The sequence below is a fragment of the Nonomuraea sp. 10N515B genome (assembly GCF_052245915.1).
Lineage (GTDB): Bacteria > Actinomycetota > Actinomycetes > Streptosporangiales > Streptosporangiaceae > Nonomuraea.
Genome location: NZ_JBQQBQ010000004.1, coordinates 89,460 through 109,141 on the forward strand (window position 1 = coordinate 89,460; position 19,682 = coordinate 109,141).

Below are 19,682 nucleotides of genomic sequence, written 5' to 3' on the forward strand. Positions count from 1 at the left end.
GGGCGGGGGGCGAAGGCTCCCGGAGTAACGCCTGATGTTTGGTATATCAAGTTTGATCGGTCGCGTCTATCCGTGGGTTAGCGTGATGTTACGAATCGTCGGCCGACAGCAGCTCGATCACCCGGGAGGCAGACAGCGGCAGCGCCCCCACGCCGCCCCGCAACCCGAGGGCGTCGCGTACCGCGTTGGCGATCGCCCCTCCGGCGGCGGACAGTCCCCCCTCGCCGGCGCCTTTGACGCCCAGGGGATTGCCGGGCGACGGAGCGTCCTCGGTGACGATCGTCTCGACCCGGGGCGTCTCCGCCGCGGTGGGCACGAGGTAGTCCATGAACGTCGCGGCGAGCGGCTGCCCGTTGTCGTCGTAGCGGAACTCCTCCATCAGCGACCCGCCGATGCCCTGCGCCACACCGCCGACGAGCTGGCCTTCCACCAGGGTGGGGTTGATGGCCCGGCCCACCTCGTAGGCGACCAGGTACCGCCGTACCCGGACGCCGCCGGTCCCTTGGTCCACCTCGGCCAGGGCCACGTGCACGCCGTACGGGTAGGTCATGTGCTCGACCTCGAACGTGCGCCGCGCCGACAGGCCCGCCGGCTCATCCGCGGCCAGATGCGGGCTGCCCGGAGCGCAGGCCGCGGCCACCTCGCCGAGCGTCAGCCGCACGTCCGGGCCGGTCACCGCCCCGCCGGTCAGGCGCAACCCGGACTCCGGCACGCCGAGGACACGGGCGGCGACGCGCAGGGCCCGGACGGCCACGGCCTCGGCCGCCAGCCGCACCGCCGAGCCGGACACCACGGTCGACCGGCTCGCCCACGAGCCCCCGCCGAACGGCTGCAGCTCGGTGTCGCCGTTGACCACCTCGACCTCGCGGGGATCGACTCCCAGGGGCTCGGCGGCGATCTGGGCCAGCACGGTCTCGATGCCCTGCCCCAGCGAGGTGCCCCCGGAGTGCACCCGCACGGTCCCGTCGGGGCCGACCAGGACGTCGGCGGTGTCGTGCGGGCCCAGACCGCTCTTCTCCAGGAACACCGCGAGCCCCACCCCCGCGAGGCGGCCCTCGGCCCGCAGCGTGGCGACCTCCTCCGGCCAGCCTGCGGTGTGCGCGAGCGCCCGGTCCAGCAGCTTCGGGTAGTCGCCTGCGTCCAGCACGACGTCGGTGCCGATCGTGTTCAGCGGGCGGGTGTGGGGAATCTCCTCGGGCCGCAGCAGATTGCGGCGGCGCAACTCCACCCGGTCGATGCCGAGCCGGTCGGCGGCCACGTCGAACAGGTGCTCCCTGGCGAACGTCCCCTCGAAGCGGCCCGGCGCGCGGTAGGTGCCGCAGGGGGTCTTGTTCGTGAGCACGACCCGGGCGCGCCCCGCGTACGCGGGCAACCGGTACGGGCCCGGCAACATCGCGAGCGTCAGCTCGGGCACGAGCACGCCGTGCGTGCGCATGTAGGCCCCGTTGTCGTGGATGACGTCGTCGCGCAGGCCGAGCAGCGTTCCGTCCGCCGCGAACGCCGCCTCGATGCGGTGGCGCTGCTGGCGCGAGTGGTTCACCGCGACGAGATGCTCGGCCCGGTCCTCGGTCCACTTCACCGGGCGGCCCAGCCGCCGGGCCAGCCACGGGACGAGGAAGTCCTCGGGGTAGAACTCGCCGCGGGGGCCGAACCCGCCGCCCGCGTCCATCGCGCGCAGGCGGATCCGGTGCTCGGGCAGGCCGAGCATGGAGGCGAGGACCCGCCGGTTGAAGACGGGCACCTTCGTGGCACCCCAGATCTCCAGCCGGCCGGTCCCGGCGTCGTAGTCGGCGAGCAGGCCGCGTGGCTCCATCGGGACCGCACTGTGCCGGCCGACGTCCAGTGTGAGCGCCACCACCGTGTCGGCGGCGGCGAAGGCGGCCGCGCAGTCGCCGTACCCGAGGTCGAGCACGGCCGCGACGTGACCCGCCTCGTGCAGCGGCACCGCCGCCTCCCGCGCCGCCGTCTCCCCCAGCGCCGTCTCCCCCAGCGTCTCCCTTAGGGCCGTCTCCCCGTCGAGCACCGCGCAGAGGTCGTCGTAGGAGACCTCGACGAGCTCGGCGGCGTCCTCCGCGACGTAAGGGTCCTCGGCGACGACCGCGGCCACCGGCTCGCCGACGTACCGGACCTTCTCCCTGGCGAGCATCGGCTGCAGGAACGCGCTGAGGTCGTGCCCGCCGACGTTGAGCCGGACCGGGATCGGCGCGACGTCCTTCACGTCCTCGCCCGTGATCACCGCTGTGACGCCCGGCAGCGCCCGCGCCTGGCCCGTGTCGATCGACAGGATGCGCGCGTGCGCGACCTGGGCCCGGACGACCCGCAGGTGCAGCGCGCCGACCCGGTTCACGTCGTCGGCGAACCGGCCGAGCCCGCGCAGCAGCCGCTCGTCCTCCAGCCGCCGCACCCGCCGCCCGTCGCTGGTCACGATCCCGCCTTGCGTCGCTCAGCGGTGGCCAGCAGGGCCTCCACGATGCCCTGGTAGCCGGTGCACCGGCACAGGTTCGCCGCCACGACGTCGCGGACCTCCGCCTCGGTCGGCGAGGGGTTCTCCGCCAGGAACGCCTCCCCCAGCATGAGGAAGCCGGGGGTGCAGAAGCCGCACTGCAGGGCATGACAGCGGGAGAACTCCTCCTGCAGGTCGGACAGCCGCTCCCCGTCCGCCAGCCCTTCGACGGTGCGGACCTCGCAGCCGTCGGCCTGCACGCCGAAGACCAGGCAGGACCGCACCGGCTCGCCGTCGACCAGGACCGTGCACGCGCCGCAGATGCCGTGCTCGCAGCCCAGGTGGGTGCCGGTGTAGCCGAGGTCGTGGCGCAGCACGTCGGCGAGGGTGCGGCGGGACTCGACGACGGCCTCGTGGTCGGCGCCGTTGACGGTCAGGCTGATCAGATGCAGGTCTTTCACGTGAGGACTCCCAGGATCTGCTCGGGACGGACCGGGATGGTGTCGAGCACCTGGGTGCCGGCGGCGTCGTTGACGGCATTGACGACCGCGGCAGGGGCGCCGATCGTGCCGCCCTCCCCCATGCCCTTGGAGCCGGTCTCGCTGTGGGACGAGGGCGTCTCGAGATGGAGCACCTCGATCGGCGGGATCTCGGTCGCGGTGGGGACGAGGTAGTCCATGAGCGTCGCGGTGACCGGCTGGCCGGACTCGTCGTAGCGCACCTGCTCGTACAGGGCCGCGGCGATGCCCTGCGCGACCCCGCCACGCACCTGCCCGTCGACGACGAGCGGGTTGATGATCACGCCGCAGTCCTCGACGACGATGTACCGCAGGATCCGTGCCTGGCCGGTGCCCGGATCGAGCTCCACGACGACGGCGTGCGTGGCGTTGGAGAAGGTGCCCGGCGGGTCGTACGCCGCCGAGGCCTCCAGCAGATGATCGCCGTCGAGCCGGTACGACTGGAAGTGGGCGATGCGGGCGACCTCGGCGATCGGCATCGACGCCGACGGCACGCCCCGGACGGCGACGGCGCCGCCGGCGAGCACGAGGTCGGCGGGATCGGCCTCCAGCAGCTGCCCGGCCGCCCGGCGGATGCGCTCGGCCAGCTGCACGGCGGCCCGCCGGGCGGCGCCGCCGCCGACGACGATGGACCGGCTCGCGAACGTGCCCCAGCCGTACCCGCCGACGTCGGTGTCGCCCTGCCTGATGCGCACGTCGTCCGGGTGCAGCCCGAGCTGATCGGCGACGATCTGCGCGAACGTCGTCTCGTGGCCCTGGCCGTGGGAGGCGGTCCCGGTCGTCACGAACACGGTGCCGGAGGGGTCCATCCGGATGTGCGACACGTCGTACCCGGGAGTCATGGCCATGCGCCGCTGCATGAACGCCGGCGTTCCGTACGCCGTGCGCTCGGAGAAGCAGGACAGGCCGATGCCGACGAGCCGGCCTTCGTCCCTGGCCGCGGCGCGGAGGTCGTACCAGCCCTCGGCGCGCAGGCGCTCGGTGGCCAGGTCGAGCGATTCGCGGTAACTGCCGGGGTCGTAGGTGATCCCGGTGACGCCCGTGTAGGGGAACTCGTCCTTGGAGATGAGGTTGCGCCGCCGCACCTCCGCCGGGTCGAGGCCCAGCCGGGCCGCGGCCTTGTCCATGAGCCGTTCCATGACGAAGGTGATCTGCGGGCGGCTCACCCCGCGGTACGGCGCGGTGGGCGCCTTGTTCGTGGCCACGGCCCGGCTGCGCGCGCGATAGTGCCGGAGCTTGTACGGGCCGGGCAGCTCGGTGGCGGCCATCAGCGGCTCGACCCCCGACGTGAACGGGAACGCAGAGTACGCCCCGACATCGCAGCGGATGTCGGCGTCCACGGCCAGGATGCGCCCGTCGGCGTCGAACGCCGCGCGGATGTCGTACTCCTGCTCCCGGGCGTGGAAGGCGGCGGTCAGGTTCTCCTGCCGGTCCTCCACCCACTTCACCGGGCGGCGCAGCCGGTGCGCCAGCGCGGCGACGGCGATCTCCTCGCGTCCGGCGACGCACTTGAGCCCGAAACCGCCGCCGACGTCCGGCGCCACGACCCGCACCCGGCTCTCCGGCAGGCCGAGTGACGTGGCGATGGCGGTGCGCACCTGGTGGGGGACCTGGGTCGAGACGTGCACGACGAGCTGCTCGTCGCGGTCCGACCATTCGGCCAGGCAGGCCCGGCCCTCCATCGGCAACGCCGCCAGCCGCCCGCTGGTGAAGGTCTCCTCGAGGACGAGCGGCGCCGCGCCGACGATCGTGTCGAGCTCGGGGTCGTCGAACATCGTCAGGTCGACGAAGACGTTGCCGGCGACGCCGTCGTGCAGCGGCGCGGCGTCGAGCGCCCGCCGCAGGGATGACACGGCTGCACCGGGCTCGATGTCGGCGATCACGGCCTCGGCGCCGTCCTCCGCGGCGTAGGCGTCCTCGGCCACGACCACGGCGACGGGCTCGGCGACGTGGCGGACGGCGTCCTCGGCCAGGATCGGCATGGTGGACGGGTGGAACTCGGGCCGTTCGAGCACGGCACGCAGCCCGGTGAGCCCGAGATCGGCCGCCGCGAAAGCGGCAACGACGCCGGGCACCGCAAGGGCCGAGGTCAGATCGACGGAGTGAAGGGTGCCGGCCGCGACCGGGCTGCGGGCGAACGCGGCATGCAGCGTGCCGGACGGCGCGATGTCATCAACGAACCGGCCGCGCCCCTTGAGCATCCGGGGATCCTCCTTGCGCGGGAGGGCCGCCCCGATCCAGCGCCCATCCGCGCTCAGCGCAGCCTCACGCGCCTCCGAACCAGCCGCGGCCTCAGGCGCTTCCGAACCGGTCGCAGCCTCAGGCGCTTCCGAACCGGTTGCGGCCTCACGCGCCATGGGCCGCAGCCTCCTCAAGCGCTCGCGTCAGCAGGGTGCGGACCAGCCGCCGGCGGTAGTCGGCGCTGCCGTGCACGTCGCCGGGGGGCGACACCTCGCGGGCGGCGACGTCGGCGGCCGCCGCGAAGGCGTCCCCGGTGAGCGCCGCCCCGCCCAGCACTTGCTCCGCCGCGGGAACCCGGACCGGCCGCGCGTCGACGCCGCCGAGCACGATCCGCGCGCCGGTGCAGGTCGTGCCGTCGGCGTCGTCGAGGTCAAGGGCGACCGCCGCCGCGACGATCGCGAAGTCCCCGCGGCGCTGGGCGAACTCGGTGAGCGCGGCACGGGGGGCGGGGCGCGGGAACACCACCTCGACCAGCATTTCGTCCGGGCTCAGCGCGGTGGTCAGGAAACCTTGGAAGAAGCCGGCGGCGGGGATCGTCCTGCGGCCATGCGGGCCCTCGGCGACGAACTCCGCGTCGAGGAGCAGGGCGAGCATGCACCATTCCGAGGTCGGGTCGGCGTGCGCGATGCTACCGCCGAACGTGCCCCGCGTGCGGATCGGATAGTGGCCGACCCAGTGCGCGGCGCGCGGGAGCACCGCGTAACCGCCGAGAACGGCGGGGTCCCGCGTGGTCTCCACCGCGCGGTGGCGGGTGAGCGCTCCGATGCGCAGCCGGTCGCCGTCCCGCCGCAGGTACGACAGCCCGGAGATGCGGTTGACGTCCACCAGCGCGCTCGGGCGGGCCAGCCGGAAGTTCATCATCGCGACGAGGCTCTGCCCGCCGGCCAGGATCTTGGCGTCCTCGCCGAGCTCGCCGAGCAGCTCCACGGCCTCGCGGACGTCGTACGCGCGGTGGTAGGCGTACGCGGCCGGTTTCACGAGGGATTCCCCATATGCCGATCCCTTGACTGGAAGGGGCGATTGAAGTTTGGTATATCATGCATCAATTGGAGGGTGGATGGTCAAGGGTGAGGGCCTGATCCTCGATTCGTCCCGGCCGGGTGTCCTGCGCTTGCGGCTCGACCAGGGGCGGCGGCGCAACGCGCTGGTCCCCGGCCTCGTGGCCAGGCTACGTGACGCCTTCCGTACTGCCGGTGAGCGCGTGGTGATCCTGGACAGCGCCGATCCGGCGGTGTTCTGCGCGGGCGCCGACCTCGACCTGCCGGACCAGGTGCGGGCCGAGCTCAGCGACGAGCTGTACGCGCTCTATGAGCAGATGGCCGCACACCCCCGCCCGGTGATCGCCGTGGTCGAGGGGCCTGCGGTCGGGGGCGGCGCCCAACTCGCCCTGGTCGCCGACCTGCGCGTCGGCGGACCCGGCGCTCGTTTCCGCTTCCCCGGCGTGGGGCACGGCCTGGCCGTGGGCGCGTGGGGTCTGCCCGCGCTCGTCGGCGCGGGCCGCGCCATGGACCTATGCCTGACCATGCGCTGGGTGGCGGCGGACGAGGCCGCGCGCATCGGGCTGCTGACCAGGCTGAGCGACACCCCGGGCGACGAGGCCCTGGCTCTGGCGGACGAGCTGCTGCGATGCGACCGCGACGCGATCCGCCGCGTCAAAGCGGCGATCCGGGACCCGGCGCTCTTCGACCGACTGGCGGCCGAACGCGCGGGCAACCGCCGCGCCTGGGACGGCTCGGTGGCGTTCCTCCGGCAAGAGAGGGGCGCGCCCCGTGGCTGACCTCGGACGCCGGGCCCTGGGAGCGGCACATGGATGACCTGGGACGGGCGGCTTGGGAGCGGCACGTGGAGGACGACGTCGCCGGCGTGCTCGCAGGGCTCGCGGAGGGCACGCTGGGCGAGGCGTTCCAGCGGACCGCACGGCAACGTCCTGACGCCGTGGCCGTACAGGTCGATGAGGACGCGCTGACCCACGCCGAGCTGGACGAACGCGCGGCGGCGGTGGCCGGCTGGCTGCGCGGGCGCCTCCCGGCAGGCGCCCGCGTCGTCATCGCGGCGCCCAACGGGATCGCCCTCGTCACCGCCTACGCCGGCGTGGTGCGGGCCGGATGTGTGGCGGTCCTCGCGAGCCCCGCGCTCACCGAGCGGGAGCTGCGCCACCTCGTCTCGGACGCGGGGGCAGAGGCGGCCTTCGCCGCCGGGGCGTCCCGCGAGGCGCTCGCCCGCATCGGCCATCCGCTGCGCACGCTGGCGGCACTCGACGGTACGGACTTCGGCGACGTCCTGGCCTGCGGGCTCGCCCGGGATCCCGAGCCGGTCCCGTCGGACTCGCCCGCACTCCTCGCCTACACCTCGGGAACCACCGGGACGCCCAAGGGCGTGCCGCTGAGCCATGCCAACCTGTTGTCGTCGATCCGCGCGGCCCTCGCCGCCTGGCGGTGGACCGCTGACGACGTCCTCGTCCACGCGCTGCCGCTGACCCATCAGCACGGGCTCGGCGGCGTCCATGCCGCCCTGCTCACCGGATCCCGCACCCGGGTCCTCTCGCGCTTCGACGCGCGGCGGCTCGTCGAGACCGTTGCCGAGGAGCGGGCCAGCGTTTTGTTCGCCGTACCCGCGATGTACGAGCGGGTGGCCGAGCTCGCGGAGCTCACACAGCCTGCTTCCCTGCGGCGGCTGCGCCTGGCGGTCTGCGGGTCGGCGCCGCTCTCGCCGGAGCTGGCCCGGCGGGTGGCCACCGCGATCGGGCAGGTCCCGCTCGAGCGATACGGAACGACCGAGAGCGGCCTCAACGTGTCGAACCCACTCGGCGGGCCGCGGCTGCCGGGCACCGTCGGGCTGCCGCTGCCGGGCGTGGAGCTGCGGATCTGTGACGCCGCGGGCCGGGACGCGGCGGAGGGGGAGATCGTGTTGCGCGGCCCTCAGGTGTTCACGGGCTACTGGAACCGTCCTGAGGCGACCGCCGAGGCGTTCCATCCAGGGGGATGGTTCCGCACCGGCGACCTCGGCCACGTCGACCCCGCCACCGGCCATCTGACGATCAGCGGCAGGTCCAAGGAGCTCGTCATCACCGGAGGGCTGAATGTCTACCCCCGCGAAGTGGAGCAGGTGCTGGAGGAGCATCCGGGCGTCGCGGAGGCCGCGGTCGCCGGCCTGCCGTCGGCGCGATGGGGTGAGGAGGTGACCGCCTGGGTGGTGCCGGCCGGCCACTCCCCCGCCGTCTCGGAGGACGCCCTCATCGCCTTCGCCCGCGCCCGGCTGGCCCCCTACAAGTGTCCCAAGCGGGTGCTCTTCATCGATGCGCTGCCGCGCAACGCCATGGGCAAGATCGTCCGCCACGAGCTGCCGGCGCCCTCGGCCCATGACACCTGACCTGCCGCCGGGCCAGGAATCGGCGTCGCCGTGGACCTCGGCGCTGGAGCGCGCGGTCAACCGGCTGCGGGCGGTGCCGCTGCCCGAGAACGGGCCGGACGGCGTGACCGGCCCGCCCTCCAAACCGGATCCGAGCGCCATGGCCGGCGGCGATCTGCCGATGGCCGGCGCGGGCCGATGGCCGGCCGTCGGTCACCTGCCGGACGACAGTGCGGGCCGGTGGGGGCCCGGTGGGCTCGACGCGCTCGGCGCGCGGTTGCGCCACGGTGCGGCGACGGCGGTGGAGCTCGCGGAGGCGGCCCTGGCCGCCGCGGAAGCGGACGCTTCCGGCGCGTTCGTCGCCCTGCTGCCGGACCAGGCCATCGCCGCCGCGCGCCGGGCGGATGCCGAGCGGCGGGACGGTCTGGTCCGCGGGCCGCTGCACGGCGTGCCGGTCGCGGTCAAGGACAACATCGACGTGGCCGGGGTCGCCACGAGGAACGGCACCCCCGGCCTGGGACATCGGGTGCCCGTACGGGACGCCACCGTCGTACGTCTCCTGGAGGAGGCCGGAGCCGTCCTCATCGGCAAGACCCGGATGCACGAACTCGCATGGGGCATGACGACGCCCGGCTGCCGCAATCCCCGGGACCTCTCGCGGTCGGCCGGCGGATCGAGCGGCGGGTCGGCGGCGGCGGTCGCCGCGGGCATCGTCGAGATCGCGCTGGGCACGGACACCGGCGGCTCGATCCGCAACCCCGCCGCGCTGTGCGGGGTCGCCGGGTTGCGGCCGACCTGGGGAACCATCCCGATGGCAGGCATCACCCCGCTCGCCCCCACCCAGGACACAGTGGGACCGATCGCCCGGTCCGCGGCCGACTGCGCCGCCGTGTTCGCGACACTCACCGGATCGCCCTGGCCGGCAGCGTTCCCCGCCGGATCGCCCTGGCCGCCAGGGGAGCGCACCGGAGCACCCACCCGCGGACGCTCCGCCCTGCACGGTCGCCGGGTCGCGATGCCCGACGGGCTGTGGCGCGGCAGGGTCGGGGAGGGGATCGCAGACCGCATGGCCGCCGCCCGCGACGCGCTCCTCGCCGCCGACGCCGACGTCGTCGAGCTGGATCTGCCCGGCGTCATCGCGGCAGCGCCGGCGGTCACGCTGGTGGTGATGCTCGCCGAATCCGCCGACCTGTGGGCCGACGCGCCGGGCGCGGCGTCGGCGGAGCTCCGCGCGACTCTCCGGACCGGAGCCGAGGTCAGGGCGCCGGACTATGTACGGGCCCGCCGCGTGGCCGCCCACCTGCGCGACCTGATCATCGCGGGCCTGCGGGCCACCGGCGCGGACCTGCTGCTCCTGCCCACCGTGCCGGTCACCGCGGCCCCTACCGGAGCGGACACGATCGAGGTCGCCGGCCGCCCGGAGGCCACGGGCGCCGCCTACGCGCGGCTCACCGCGCTCGCCTCGGTGACCGGCCTGCCGGCGCTGTCCGTGCCGGCAGGGACAGACGCGACCGGACGACCCGTCGGCGCGCAGCTCATCGGCCCCCCACGGACCGAGGCGCTCCTGTGCGTCGTAGGCACTGTCATCGCGTCATCACGGGTCTAGCGTCTCAGGTTGATGGATGGTATATCAAATATCAACAGTCGACCTAAAGGAGACGTTCGTGGACCTCAAGCTCGAGGGGCAGGTCGCCTTCATCACCGGGGCGAGCAAGGGGATCGGCCGGGCGGTGGCCGAACAGCTCGCCGGCGAAGGATGTGACGTGGTCATCACGGCCCGCACGGCCGACGAACTGGAGAGGACGGCCAAGAAGATCTCCGAGGCCAGCGGGCGCACCGTCCTGCCGCTGGCCGGCGACATGAGCGTGACCGAGGACGTGCGACGCTGCGTCGAGGAGACCCTGGAGCGGTTCGGCCGGATCGACGTCCTGGTCACCTGCGCCGGCAGCTCGCCCGGCGGCCTCCTCGAGGACCTCACCGAGGAACAGTGGATGAGCAGCCTCAACCTCAAATTCATGGGGTATGTGCGGACGGTCCGAGCGGTCATCCCCCACATGCGCGAGCGGGGCAGCGGATCCATCGTGCTCGTGGTCGGCAACGACGGGCTCAAGCCCAGCTACTGGGAGATGACGGCAGGCGTCGCCAACGCCGCCGACATCAACTTCGCCTCGTCGGTGGCCGAGCAGTACGGCCGGTACGGCGTGCGCATCAACACCGTCAACCCCGGCCCGGTCAACACCGACCGCTGGGACACGCTGGAGAAGGCGTTCGCCCGGGACAAGGGAGTGAGCCAGGACCGCGCGCACGAGCTGGCGGTCGCCTCGATCCCGCTCGGCCGCATCTGCGAGCCGGAGGAGGTCGCCTCGGTCGTGGCCTTCCTCGCCTCGCCGCGGGCGAGTTTCGTCAACGGCGCCCATCTGCCGCTCGACGGCGCCCAGCGCAAGAGCATCATGGACACCTGATGCGACTGCGCCACACATTCACCCTCGCCGAGGAGCCCGCCCGCGTCTTCGACCTCTTCCTCGACGTCGAACGGATCGCCGGATGCATGCCGGGCAGCCGGCTGCTCGGTCGCGCCGATGACGCTTACGAGGGAGAGGTCAAGGTCAAGGTGGGCCCGCTCGGCGTGGCGTACCGGGGGAAGGTGCGCTTCCTGGAGGCGGACGAGACGAGCCGCCGCGTGGTCCTCAGGGCCTCAGGCGCGGAGCAGAACGGCAACGGCAACGCCGACGCCCACGTCGTGGCGGAGCTGGCGCCGGACCCGGCCGGGACGAAGGTCTCCCTCGACACCGACCTGATGATCCGCGGCAGGGTCGCCCAGTTCGGCCGCGGCGTCATCGCGGACGTGTCCCGACGGCTGATCGACGAATTCGCCACGAACCTCGAGACCCTGCTCACCCACCCCGAGCCCGCTCCACCGGCAGACACCAGAGGATCCGCCCAGCCGGCACCGGCGCCATCGTCCGGGTCTGGAGGATCCGCCGACCGCGCGGCGTCAGTCCCGTCCGGCGTCCGGGGATCCGCCGACCGCGCGGCGTCCGTCCCGTCCGGCGTCCGGGGATCGGCCGATCCCGCGACGGCGTCGACCTCCGAGCCGGAGACCCCCGCGCTCGACGGTCTGCGGCTCGTCGCACTCCCACTGCTGCGGCGCGCCGCGCCGGTGCTCGCGGCCTTCGCAGCCGGGGTCATCGCGGGAGCCCTCGCCACCCGCTCCCGCCGCTGTCGGCGCTGATGTGAGGTCCGCGGGCGTGCTCCCGGATCGTCCGGGCCAGTTCCTCGCCGTCGGTGAGCTGCGGGTGGTGGCCCGCCCCGGCGATCGTGGACACGCTCGCCCGCGGGCCGAGCGTGTCCACCAGCGCCCGGCCTTCGCCGGTCAGCGGGTCTTCGGACCCGACGATCACGTGGACGCGGCCCGGGTAACGGCCGAGCTTGGCTCGAAGGTCCCGCCGCCATCGTTCGCGGCCGGCGGCGGACAGGAGCTGCGCCACGTGGGCGGCTACGCGGCCCCGGCGCAGGTCCTCGGCGCTGGACACGAGCTGGTCCGCATGGGACGCGTCCCCGGTGAGCAGCCGTGACAGGGCGCCGGGACGTGCCCGGCGGAGGTAAAGACGGGTGAGCGGGGCCAGGCGCGTGGCGAACGGGGCGCCGGCCTGCAGGAAGAAGGGCGACACCAGAGTGAGCTGCTCGACGCGATCCGGGCGCGCCAGTCCGGCCTCGAGCGCCGCGGCGGCCCCGAGGGAGTGGCCGACCAGGTGCGCAGGGCTGGTCTCCTCGACCAGCGCGGCCAGCCACGCGGGCAGGTCCTGGGGACGGCCCGCGCTGAGGCCGAGGCCGGGAAGGTCCACCACGCGCGCGTGGCCGAGCGCGGCGGCGACCGGCGCCCAGGTGTCGGCGTTGACGGGAAGACCGGGCAGCACCAGGACCGGCGCGCCCGGGTCGCCGATTCCGAACGTCCGCACGCCCGCGTGCCGGGTGAACCGCCGCGCCGGCCCCTCGGCGGAGGCGGCCCCGAACCGGTGGGCGCCCAGGTGGTCGGCCCACCGCAGGATCGACTCGACGGTGTCGGGGAGCTCGAGTCCGTGACGTCCGGCGAACTCGCGGGCGGGCCCCGTGGGATAGCGGTCGGACGACATGAAGGTCAGCGTCTCCGGGTCCGCTTTGGTCAGCGCGGCGGGCAGCCGCCGGATCACCGGCACGGGGACCCTCAGCCGCGGGACCTTGACCTGATAGTGCCGGCCCACGAGCGAGAGAAGATCCGGCAGCGGCGGAGTGTCGTCGTCCAGGATCCAGAACGCGGCTCGCGCGGCGGCCGGGTCCTCAGGGAGCAGCGTCATGAATCGAGCCAGATAGTCCACGGGGATCACGGGGACGAACGTCCGCGTGTCGCCCGGCAGGGCCGCGACCGAGCCTCGCCAGATCTCCTTCAGGGTCGCGGCAAGACCGAGCTGCTGATCGGACTCTCCGCTCGTGCTGACCCCGATCACGCTGGACGGGTTGACGATGGACCAGGGCACGCCCAGCTGATCGGCGAGGGCCCGCAGGACGGCGTCCGCCTCCATCTTGGACCCCTCGTAGGCGCCGACGCGCTGGTAGACCTGCCGGACGAGCTCGTCGCTCCACGGCACCGTCGCGGCGTCCTGGCCTCCCACGCGGTAGCCCGAGACGTGCACGAGCCGCCGCAGGCGCGGCAAGCGCGCGGCGAAGGACACGATCGCCCTGACGCTGTCGACGTTGGCGCGACGCGCCTCCGCTACCGTCATCCCGAACCGGTAGGCCCCCGCGCAGTTGTAGATCTCGGTGACGTCGTCCCCGTCACCGTCGATCAACGCCGGCGCGTCGAAGTCGACGCGGACGCCGTCCACGGCGGCTCGGCATCCGTGCGCGGCGAGCCAGCCGCTCAGCCTGGCGAAGGACCCGCTGTCCCGAGTGGGCGCGGTGACCCGGACACCGGCCTGGTCCAGCGCGAGGATCACATGGCGGCCGATGAACCCGGAGGCCCCGAACACGAGCGCATGCCGGTTCACGAGGTCTCCTCTTCGGCGGGCGGCTGGTCGAGGAGTGCGCCGAGAACCAGAGCGGCGTTGCGCAGCGCCTCCACGTCGCGCCGGGCCCTGGACATGATCATCGCGCCCTCCAGCGTGCTGACGACGGTGGTGGCCATGGCACGTGCCGTCGCACGCGCGTGGCCGCGGCCGGCGAGGTGGTCGGTCATCGGGGCGATCCACGATTCGAAGGCGGCCGCGCAGGCGGTGCGCAGGCGCTCGCTGTGCGCGCCCATCTCCAACGTGACCACCGAGACCGGGCAGCCGAGCCGGTAGTCGTTGCCGGTGAGGATGCCCGCCAGCACGTCGACGACGCGCCGGAGCACGTCCCCTGGGCTCGCGGCCTCCGCCGCCATCTCGGTCACGAGCCCGCGGAACTGCTCGGCGGCCAGCTCGACGGCCTTCTCGCCCAACGCCTCCTTGCCCTCGGGGAAGTGGAAGTAGAGCGACCCCTTGGGGGCCTGAGCGTGCTCCACCACCGTGTTGAGGCCCGTGCCGCTGTAGCCGCGGGCCTGGATCAGTTCGAGCATCGACTCCGTCAGGCGCGCGGTCGTCCGCGCTCCCTTGTCAGTGACCATGCAAGCAAAATAGACCGGTCTATATATTTATGCAACCGTGCGTTCATGGCGTGAGGCGGGCGGCAGCGAGGAGCTCGCGGGTGTAGGGGTGGGCGGGCGCGTCCCAGACGCGATCGGCCGGGCCGGTTTCGACGATCCGGCCGTGGTGCAGCACCGCGACCTGGTGGCGGGCCACGTGCCGGACGAGGGCCAGGTCATGGGCGATGAACAGCTGGCCGAGACCCAGCTCGTCGCGCAGGTCGGCGAGGAGGTTGACGATTCCGGCCCGTACGGAGGGATCGAGCGCGGACACGGGTTCGTCGAGCACCAGGAGCTTGGGGTCGCAGGCGAGGGCTCGGGCGATGCCGACGCGCTGGCACTGGCCGCCGGACAGCTCGTGCGGTCTGCGGCGGGCGAGTGAGCCGTCGAGGCGTACGAGGTCGAGCAGCTCCGCGACGCGGGCCGGTCCGGTCAGCGGATCCCAGCGTCCCTGGACGCGCAGCGGCTCGGCGATCGTGTCGTGCACGCGCAGGCGAGGGCTGAGCGAGCCGTAGGGGTCCTGGAAGACGGGTTGCAGCGCGGGCCGCAGCGGGCGTAGGGCGTGCTCGTCGAGCCCGGTCAGCTCGTGGCCGTCGAACCGCACCGACCCGCTCTCGGGTCTGCGCAGCATGAGGACGGCGGCGGCGATGCTCGACTTGCCCGATCCCGACCCGCCGACGAGGGCCAGGGTCTCGCCGTGCGGCACGGTGAAGGAGACGTGGTCCACCGCGAGGACCGGCGGCGTACGGCGGCCGCGCGCCGGATAGCGGACGGTGAGGTCGCGGACGTCCAACAGGGGCGGCGGCGTCATGCGGGGCCCTCCGATCGCGTGGCCTGCGGCGTCATGCCGGCTCCTCGAACAGCTCGGTCACCGGATCCGGCAGGTCGCCGACCCGGTGGCAGGCGACCAGCCGCTCGTCGCCGGCTTCGTGCGGCTGCGGCTCCCGCTGCCGGCACTCGTCGGCGGCGGCCGGGCAGCGGGGCGCGAAGGCGCACCCGAGCGTCAACGCGCCGGGCCGCGATGGGGAGCCGCCGATCGACGGCAGCCGCCGGCCCGTCGCGGCCCGCCCTGGCAGGGAGGCGAGGAGCCCGCCGGTGTAGGGGGCGCGGGGGCGGCGCAGCACCGGGCCGACCGGGCCGGACTCGACCAGCCGCCCCGCGTACATGACCAGCACCCGGTCCGCGTGCGCGGCGGCCACCGCCAGATCGTGCGTGACCAGCAGCAGGCCCGGCCGCGTGCCCTCGCGCGGCTCTCCCAGCATGCGCAGGATGCGATCCTGAACCACCGGATCCAGCGCCGTGGTCGGCTCGTCGGCGACGATGAGGGCGGGCTCGTTGACGGTGGCCATGGCGATCACCACCCGCTGCCGCATCCCGCCGGAGAACTCGTGCGGGTAGGCACGCGCCCGCCGGGCCGCGTCGGGGATGCCGGCCCGCTCCAGCGCGGCCACCGCCCGTTCCGCCGCGGCCCTGCGGCTCAGCCGGCGCACCGATCTCGCGGCGAGGGCGAGCTGGTCGCCGACGGTGTGCACGGGGCTGAGCACCGACAGCGCGTCCTGCGGCACGAAGGCCACGCGTCGCCCTCGAACCTGCCGGTAGCGGCGCTCCGGTGCTCCACGCAGTTCCCGCCCGTCCAGGCGTACGCTGCCGGAGACGCGCAGGCCGGGGGGCAGCAGCCCGAGCACGGCGCGCGCGGTGAGCGACTTGCCCGCGCCGGACTCGCCGACGACGGCTACCGTCTCGCCGTGGTCCACCTCGAAGGACAGGCCGCGGACGAGTTCGGCGTCCGGACCGGCGATGCGCAGGTCGCGCACGCGCAGCAGCGGTTGGGCGCCCGTCATGCCGGCCGTCCCCGCGTACCGGCGAGGGTGGACAACGAGACCGCGAGAGCGGCCAGGAGCAGGAGCATCCCCGCCGGGACCAGCGACGCCCACGGCCCGCGTTCGATGTACGGGAGCGACTCGGCCAGCGTCAGCCCCCACTCGGGAGCGGGCGGCTGAGCCCCCAGGCCCAGGAAGCCGAGGGAGGCCATGGCCAGGGCGATGCTGGGCAGGCGCAGCACCGCGTGCCGGGCGAGCGGACCGGCAACTGCGGGAAGGACGTGACGGGTCAGGATCCAGGAGGGTGGCGAGCCGATGGCGCGCTGGGCCACCAGGTGGGCGGCGGCGCGGGTCTCGGAGACCAGCGCGGCCGCGTGGGCGGCGAGCATGGGCCAGGACGCCAGGGCGACCGCGACGGACGCGCCGAGCGTGCTGGGACCCAGCAACGCCGCGGCCAGGATTCCGGCGATCGCCGGCGGCACGGCGTTGCCGATGTCGGCGGCCCCGGAGGCGACGCCCGGGAGGAAGCCGAGGGCAAGGGAGACGACGTAGGAGGCGGCGCAGACCAGTGCCGCCACCCCGACCGTGGCCGCCGCCCCGTGACCGGCCCTGGCCAGCACGTCCCGGCCGAGCGCGTCGGTGCCCAGCGGATGGTCCCAGCTCGGCCCGGCGAGCCTGGCGGCCAGGTCCACGGCCAGCGGATCGAGGAGCAGACCCCAGCCGATGGCGGCCGCCAGCACCGCGGCGCAGGCGGCCGGGATCAGGCGGCGCGCCCGGCCGTCACCGGTCACCGGCGGGGGCAGTGACAGGGCGGCGTCACGCAGCCCGGGGCCGAGCATCCAGCGCCGTGCGGCGCCCGACAGGATTCCGGCGAGTACACCGAGCAGGACGAGGGCGAGCACCGCGGCCTGCAGCAGCGGCAGGTCCTGCGCTTCCGCCGCGCCCAGCGCGGTACGCCCGATGCCGGGCACCGCGAACACCGTCTCGACGGCCACCGCGCCACCCGTCAGCCCGACCGTGGCCAGCCCGAACTGCGGCACGAGAGCAGGCAGCGCACGCCGCAGCACCGCCCGCGCGAGCACGCCGGGACCGCAGCCTGCCGAGCGCCACAATCCGACCCACGGCTCGGCGAACACGGCCGGCAGCGCGTCGTCCACCAGCCGCCCCAGCACCCCGCCGGCCGGGATGCCCAGCGCGAGCGCGGGCAGCACCATGTCCTGCGGGTTGTGCCAGCCGTACGGCGGCAGCCAGCCCAGCCACACCGACAGCGTGATCAGCAGCAGCGTCGCGACGAGGAACTCTGGCAGCGCGGCGAGCACGGCCGCCGCGGACCCCGTGCCACGGGCGCCGCGCAGGGTGCCGCGCGCGCCGCGCACCAGTGTCGGCGCGCACAACACGCAGGCCAGGACCAGCGTCACGACGAGCGCCGCGCCCATCAGCGTCAGCGAGACGCCGAGCCCCGACATCACCGACGGCAGCACCGGAGCACCGTTCACCCAGGAGCGGCCGAAATCGCCGCGCAGCACGCCTGCCAGCCAGTCGCCGAGCACCGGTACGGGACCGCCGTCCAGGCCCAGGTCGCGCCGGATGGCCTCCAGGGTCTCCGGCGTCGGCTCCTGCTCGCCCGACCGGGCGCGCAACAGCGACAGCGCCGCGTCGCGGCCGGACAACCAGGGCAGCAGCCCGACCGCGACGATGATCGCGACGAGGGCGACGGCGCGCGAGGCCGGCACGCCGGCGCGCTCCCCCCTTCCCGGGACCGTCATTTCAGCCGCGTGTCGGTGGTGATCAGGGCGCGCTCGCGCGGGTCCTTCGCCGAGTCCGCCACCGTGGTGGCGTCGCCCTGGATGACGCGCTCGTGCAACATCGGGATCGCGGCGTCGGTTCGCAGGATCGCCGCCTCGGCCTCCAGGATCGCCGCGCGCCGCGGGGGGCCGGCCTCCGTCGCCGCGGCCTTCTTCACGGCCTGGTCGACGTCCTCGTCGCACAACTTGGCCAGGTTGAAGGAGCCTTCGCAGGTGAAGTCGGCCTGCAGGTACGCCACCGGGTCGCCCGAGTCCAGCACGGTCGCGCGGGAGAGGATGAATGCGTCGAACGCGCCGGCCAGCGCGTCCTCCTCGATGTGCGCGTACTCGCGGACCACGAGCTTGACGGTGAACCCGGCGGCCTGGAGGTGCTGTTGCAGCACCGAGGCGACCTCCGGCAGCTCCGGCCGGTCGGAGTAGGTGGCCAGGGTGATCGACACGCCCTTGGCGTCCGTGGGCGCCGTGCGCCCGGTCAGGGGGCGGCGGCCCTCGGCGGCCCACGGCAGCGCGGGTCCCAGGAGGCCGCGGGCGAGGTCGGCGCGGCCCTCGTACACGCCCGCGACCAGTTGCGCGGGGTTGATGGCCGTGCGTGCGGCGGCGCGTACCCCCGGGTCCTTGAAGGGACCCGTCTTGGTGTTCAGGTAGAGGGTGTTGGTGCGCGGCATCGGCACCTCGCTGACCGTCTCCTTCTGCAGCAGCGCGGCCTGTGAGACCGGCACCGCCTCGGCGATGTGCGCCTGGCCGCTGCGGATGGCGGCGGCGCGGGCGGTGCCGTCCGGCACGAAGGCGACGTCGATGCCGGTGGCCTTGGCCTTCTCACCCCAGTAGCCGTCGTAACGATCGAGGGTCGCGGTCGTGGTGCCGTTGACCCTGGTCAGCTTGAAGGGGCCGCTGCCGGTGCCGACCGGGTTCACCGTGCCGTCCGGGCCGTAGGCGCTCTCCGCGAGGATCGACAGCTGCGGCGAGGACAGACGCTGCGGTACGAGCGGGTCCGGCTCGCCTGTGGTCACCACCACCTTGTCGCCCTCCGCCTTGGCGGTCAGCTCGACGCCGTCGAGGATGCGCGGTTTGGGAGTGGCCTTGGTGGCGCGGGTCAGCACGTTGGCGGCCACCTGGGCGGTCAGCCGGGTGCCGTCGTGGAACGTCACGCCGGGGCGGACGGTGAACTCCCAGGTCCGTGCGGAGGTCCGCGCCCACGCGGTGGCGAGCCCCGCTCGCGCGTCACCGATCTCGTCCAGGTTGATCAGGGTCTCGGCGGTGGACCAGCGCGACAGCTTGAAGGCGTCGTCGCTGAACGGCGACAGGCCCGTACGCGGGGGCTGGAGCATCGCCAGCTTGATCCGGCCGCCGGTCGAGGCGGAGTCCGTGCTCTGCCCGCCTGCCGGCACAGAACATGCGGCCACGGAAAGGGCACAAGCTGCCGCCAGGGCACGCGAAAAGCTGGGGTAACGCACTGAATGTCCCTAGTTCAGGGGGATTGGGGCGATCGCGAGATTAGCACATGAAAACCGTTTCCATAGTCGGATCTCGCCCCACCTGTGAGCGTTAATACCCCTCGGGGTATAGTTGAGGACATGGAACTGACCGAGGGCATGGTGGGCGACGCGCTGACCCGGTTGAAGCGGGCGCAGGGCCAGCTGGCCGGGGTGATCGCGATGATCGAGGCCGGCGAGGACTGCACGAAGGTGCTGACGCAGCTGGCGGCGGTCTCCAAGGCGCTGGACCGCGCCGGATTCAAGATCGTGGCCACGGGGCTGCGGCACTGCCAGGACGCGCAGGACCGCGGCGAGCAGCCGCCGATGAGCGTGGCCGAGCTGGAAAAGCTCTTCCTGGCCCTCGCCTAGTCCAGCGGCCGCGGGCTCCGCGGCC

Annotated in this window: 16 protein-coding genes; 6 read left to right on the top strand and 10 right to left on the bottom strand. The window is 73.8% G+C overall.

The features are described from left to right. Positions 1–88: 88 nt before the first annotated feature. The 4 genes from ACTWQA_RS06995 to ACTWQA_RS07010 all read right to left on the bottom strand — a co-directional run bounded on the left by ACTWQA_RS06995 (position 89) and on the right by ACTWQA_RS07010 (position 6,180). A complete protein-coding gene (locus ACTWQA_RS06995; protein ID WP_443158438.1) occupies positions 89–2,425 on the bottom strand; it encodes a xanthine dehydrogenase family protein molybdopterin-binding subunit in 2,337 nt (778 codons plus the stop codon). Then, a complete protein-coding gene (locus ACTWQA_RS07000; RefSeq protein WP_305915974.1) occupies positions 2,422–2,904 on the bottom strand; it encodes a (2Fe-2S)-binding protein in 483 nt (160 codons plus the stop codon). The genes ACTWQA_RS06995 and ACTWQA_RS07000 overlap by 4 nt, the downstream gene beginning before the upstream one ends. Further along, entirely contained in the window at positions 2,901–5,162 is a 2,262-nt protein-coding gene (locus ACTWQA_RS07005) for a xanthine dehydrogenase family protein molybdopterin-binding subunit (RefSeq protein ID WP_443158439.1), read from the bottom strand. Before ACTWQA_RS07005 ends, ACTWQA_RS07000 begins: the two co-directional genes overlap by 4 nt. A 145-nt stretch (positions 5,163–5,307) precedes the next feature. Next, complete coding sequence (locus ACTWQA_RS07010; RefSeq protein ID WP_443158440.1) at positions 5,308–6,180, bottom strand: FAD binding domain-containing protein; 873 nt, start codon at positions 6,178–6,180, stop codon at positions 5,308–5,310. Positions 6,181–6,259: 79 nt separating this feature from the next. Between ACTWQA_RS07010 and ACTWQA_RS07015 the strand changes: the two genes are divergently transcribed. The 5 genes from ACTWQA_RS07015 to ACTWQA_RS07035 are packed head-to-tail and all read left to right on the top strand — an operon-like array spanning position 6,260 to position 11,782. Continuing rightward, positions 6,260–6,979 (top strand): enoyl-CoA hydratase/isomerase family protein, encoded by a 720-nt coding sequence (locus tag ACTWQA_RS07015; protein WP_443158441.1) that lies wholly within the window; start codon positions 6,260–6,262, stop codon positions 6,977–6,979. Between the two features lie 29 nt (positions 6,980–7,008). Then, positions 7,009–8,571, top strand: a complete 1,563-nt coding sequence (locus tag ACTWQA_RS07020) for a class I adenylate-forming enzyme family protein (protein WP_443158442.1) — start codon at positions 7,009–7,011, stop codon at positions 8,569–8,571. Next, positions 8,561–10,156, top strand: a complete 1,596-nt coding sequence (locus tag ACTWQA_RS07025) for an amidase (RefSeq protein WP_443158443.1) — start codon at positions 8,561–8,563, stop codon at positions 10,154–10,156. The genes ACTWQA_RS07020 and ACTWQA_RS07025 overlap by 11 nt, the downstream gene beginning before the upstream one ends. 58 nt (positions 10,157–10,214) lie before the next feature. Further along, positions 10,215–11,012, top strand: coding sequence for an SDR family oxidoreductase (locus ACTWQA_RS07030; protein ID WP_305915968.1), 798 nt, complete (start codon positions 10,215–10,217; stop codon positions 11,010–11,012). Continuing rightward, a complete protein-coding gene (locus tag ACTWQA_RS07035; RefSeq protein ID WP_443158444.1) occupies positions 11,012–11,782 on the top strand; it encodes an SRPBCC domain-containing protein in 771 nt (256 codons plus the stop codon). The genes ACTWQA_RS07030 and ACTWQA_RS07035 overlap by 1 nt, the downstream gene beginning before the upstream one ends. Here ACTWQA_RS07035 and ACTWQA_RS07040 read toward each other — a convergent pair. From ACTWQA_RS07040 to ACTWQA_RS07065, 6 genes are read right to left on the bottom strand one after another with little or no spacing between them, the layout of a single operon-like run. Further along, positions 11,736–13,574, bottom strand: coding sequence for an alpha/beta fold hydrolase (locus tag ACTWQA_RS07040; protein WP_443158445.1), 1,839 nt, complete (start codon positions 13,572–13,574; stop codon positions 11,736–11,738). The genes ACTWQA_RS07035 and ACTWQA_RS07040 overlap by 47 nt on opposite strands. Beyond that, positions 13,571–14,170: a TetR/AcrR family transcriptional regulator gene (locus ACTWQA_RS07045; protein ID WP_443158446.1), complete on the bottom strand. Its 600-nt coding sequence runs from the start codon at positions 14,168–14,170 to the stop codon at positions 13,571–13,573. The genes ACTWQA_RS07040 and ACTWQA_RS07045 overlap by 4 nt, the downstream gene beginning before the upstream one ends. Positions 14,171–14,213: 43 nt before the next feature. Continuing rightward, entirely contained in the window at positions 14,214–14,999 is a 786-nt protein-coding gene (locus tag ACTWQA_RS07050) for an ATP-binding cassette domain-containing protein (RefSeq protein WP_443158447.1), read from the bottom strand. A gap of 31 nt (positions 15,000–15,030) precedes the next feature. Beyond that, positions 15,031–16,029, bottom strand: a complete 999-nt coding sequence (locus tag ACTWQA_RS07055) for an ABC transporter ATP-binding protein (RefSeq protein ID WP_443158448.1) — start codon at positions 16,027–16,029, stop codon at positions 15,031–15,033. Then, positions 16,026–17,741 (bottom strand): ABC transporter permease subunit, encoded by a 1,716-nt coding sequence (locus ACTWQA_RS07060; protein WP_443158449.1) that lies wholly within the window; start codon positions 17,739–17,741, stop codon positions 16,026–16,028. Before ACTWQA_RS07060 ends, ACTWQA_RS07055 begins: the two co-directional genes overlap by 4 nt. 29 nt (positions 17,742–17,770) lie before the next feature. After that, complete coding sequence (locus ACTWQA_RS07065; RefSeq protein WP_443158450.1) at positions 17,771–19,216, bottom strand: ABC transporter substrate-binding protein; 1,446 nt, start codon at positions 19,214–19,216, stop codon at positions 17,771–17,773. Between the two features lie 171 nt (positions 19,217–19,387). On the opposite strand from ACTWQA_RS07065, the gene ACTWQA_RS07070 reads away from it, so the two are divergent. Then, positions 19,388–19,657, top strand: coding sequence for a metal-sensitive transcriptional regulator (locus ACTWQA_RS07070; RefSeq protein WP_443158451.1), 270 nt, complete (start codon positions 19,388–19,390; stop codon positions 19,655–19,657). Positions 19,658–19,682 lie beyond the last annotated feature (25 nt).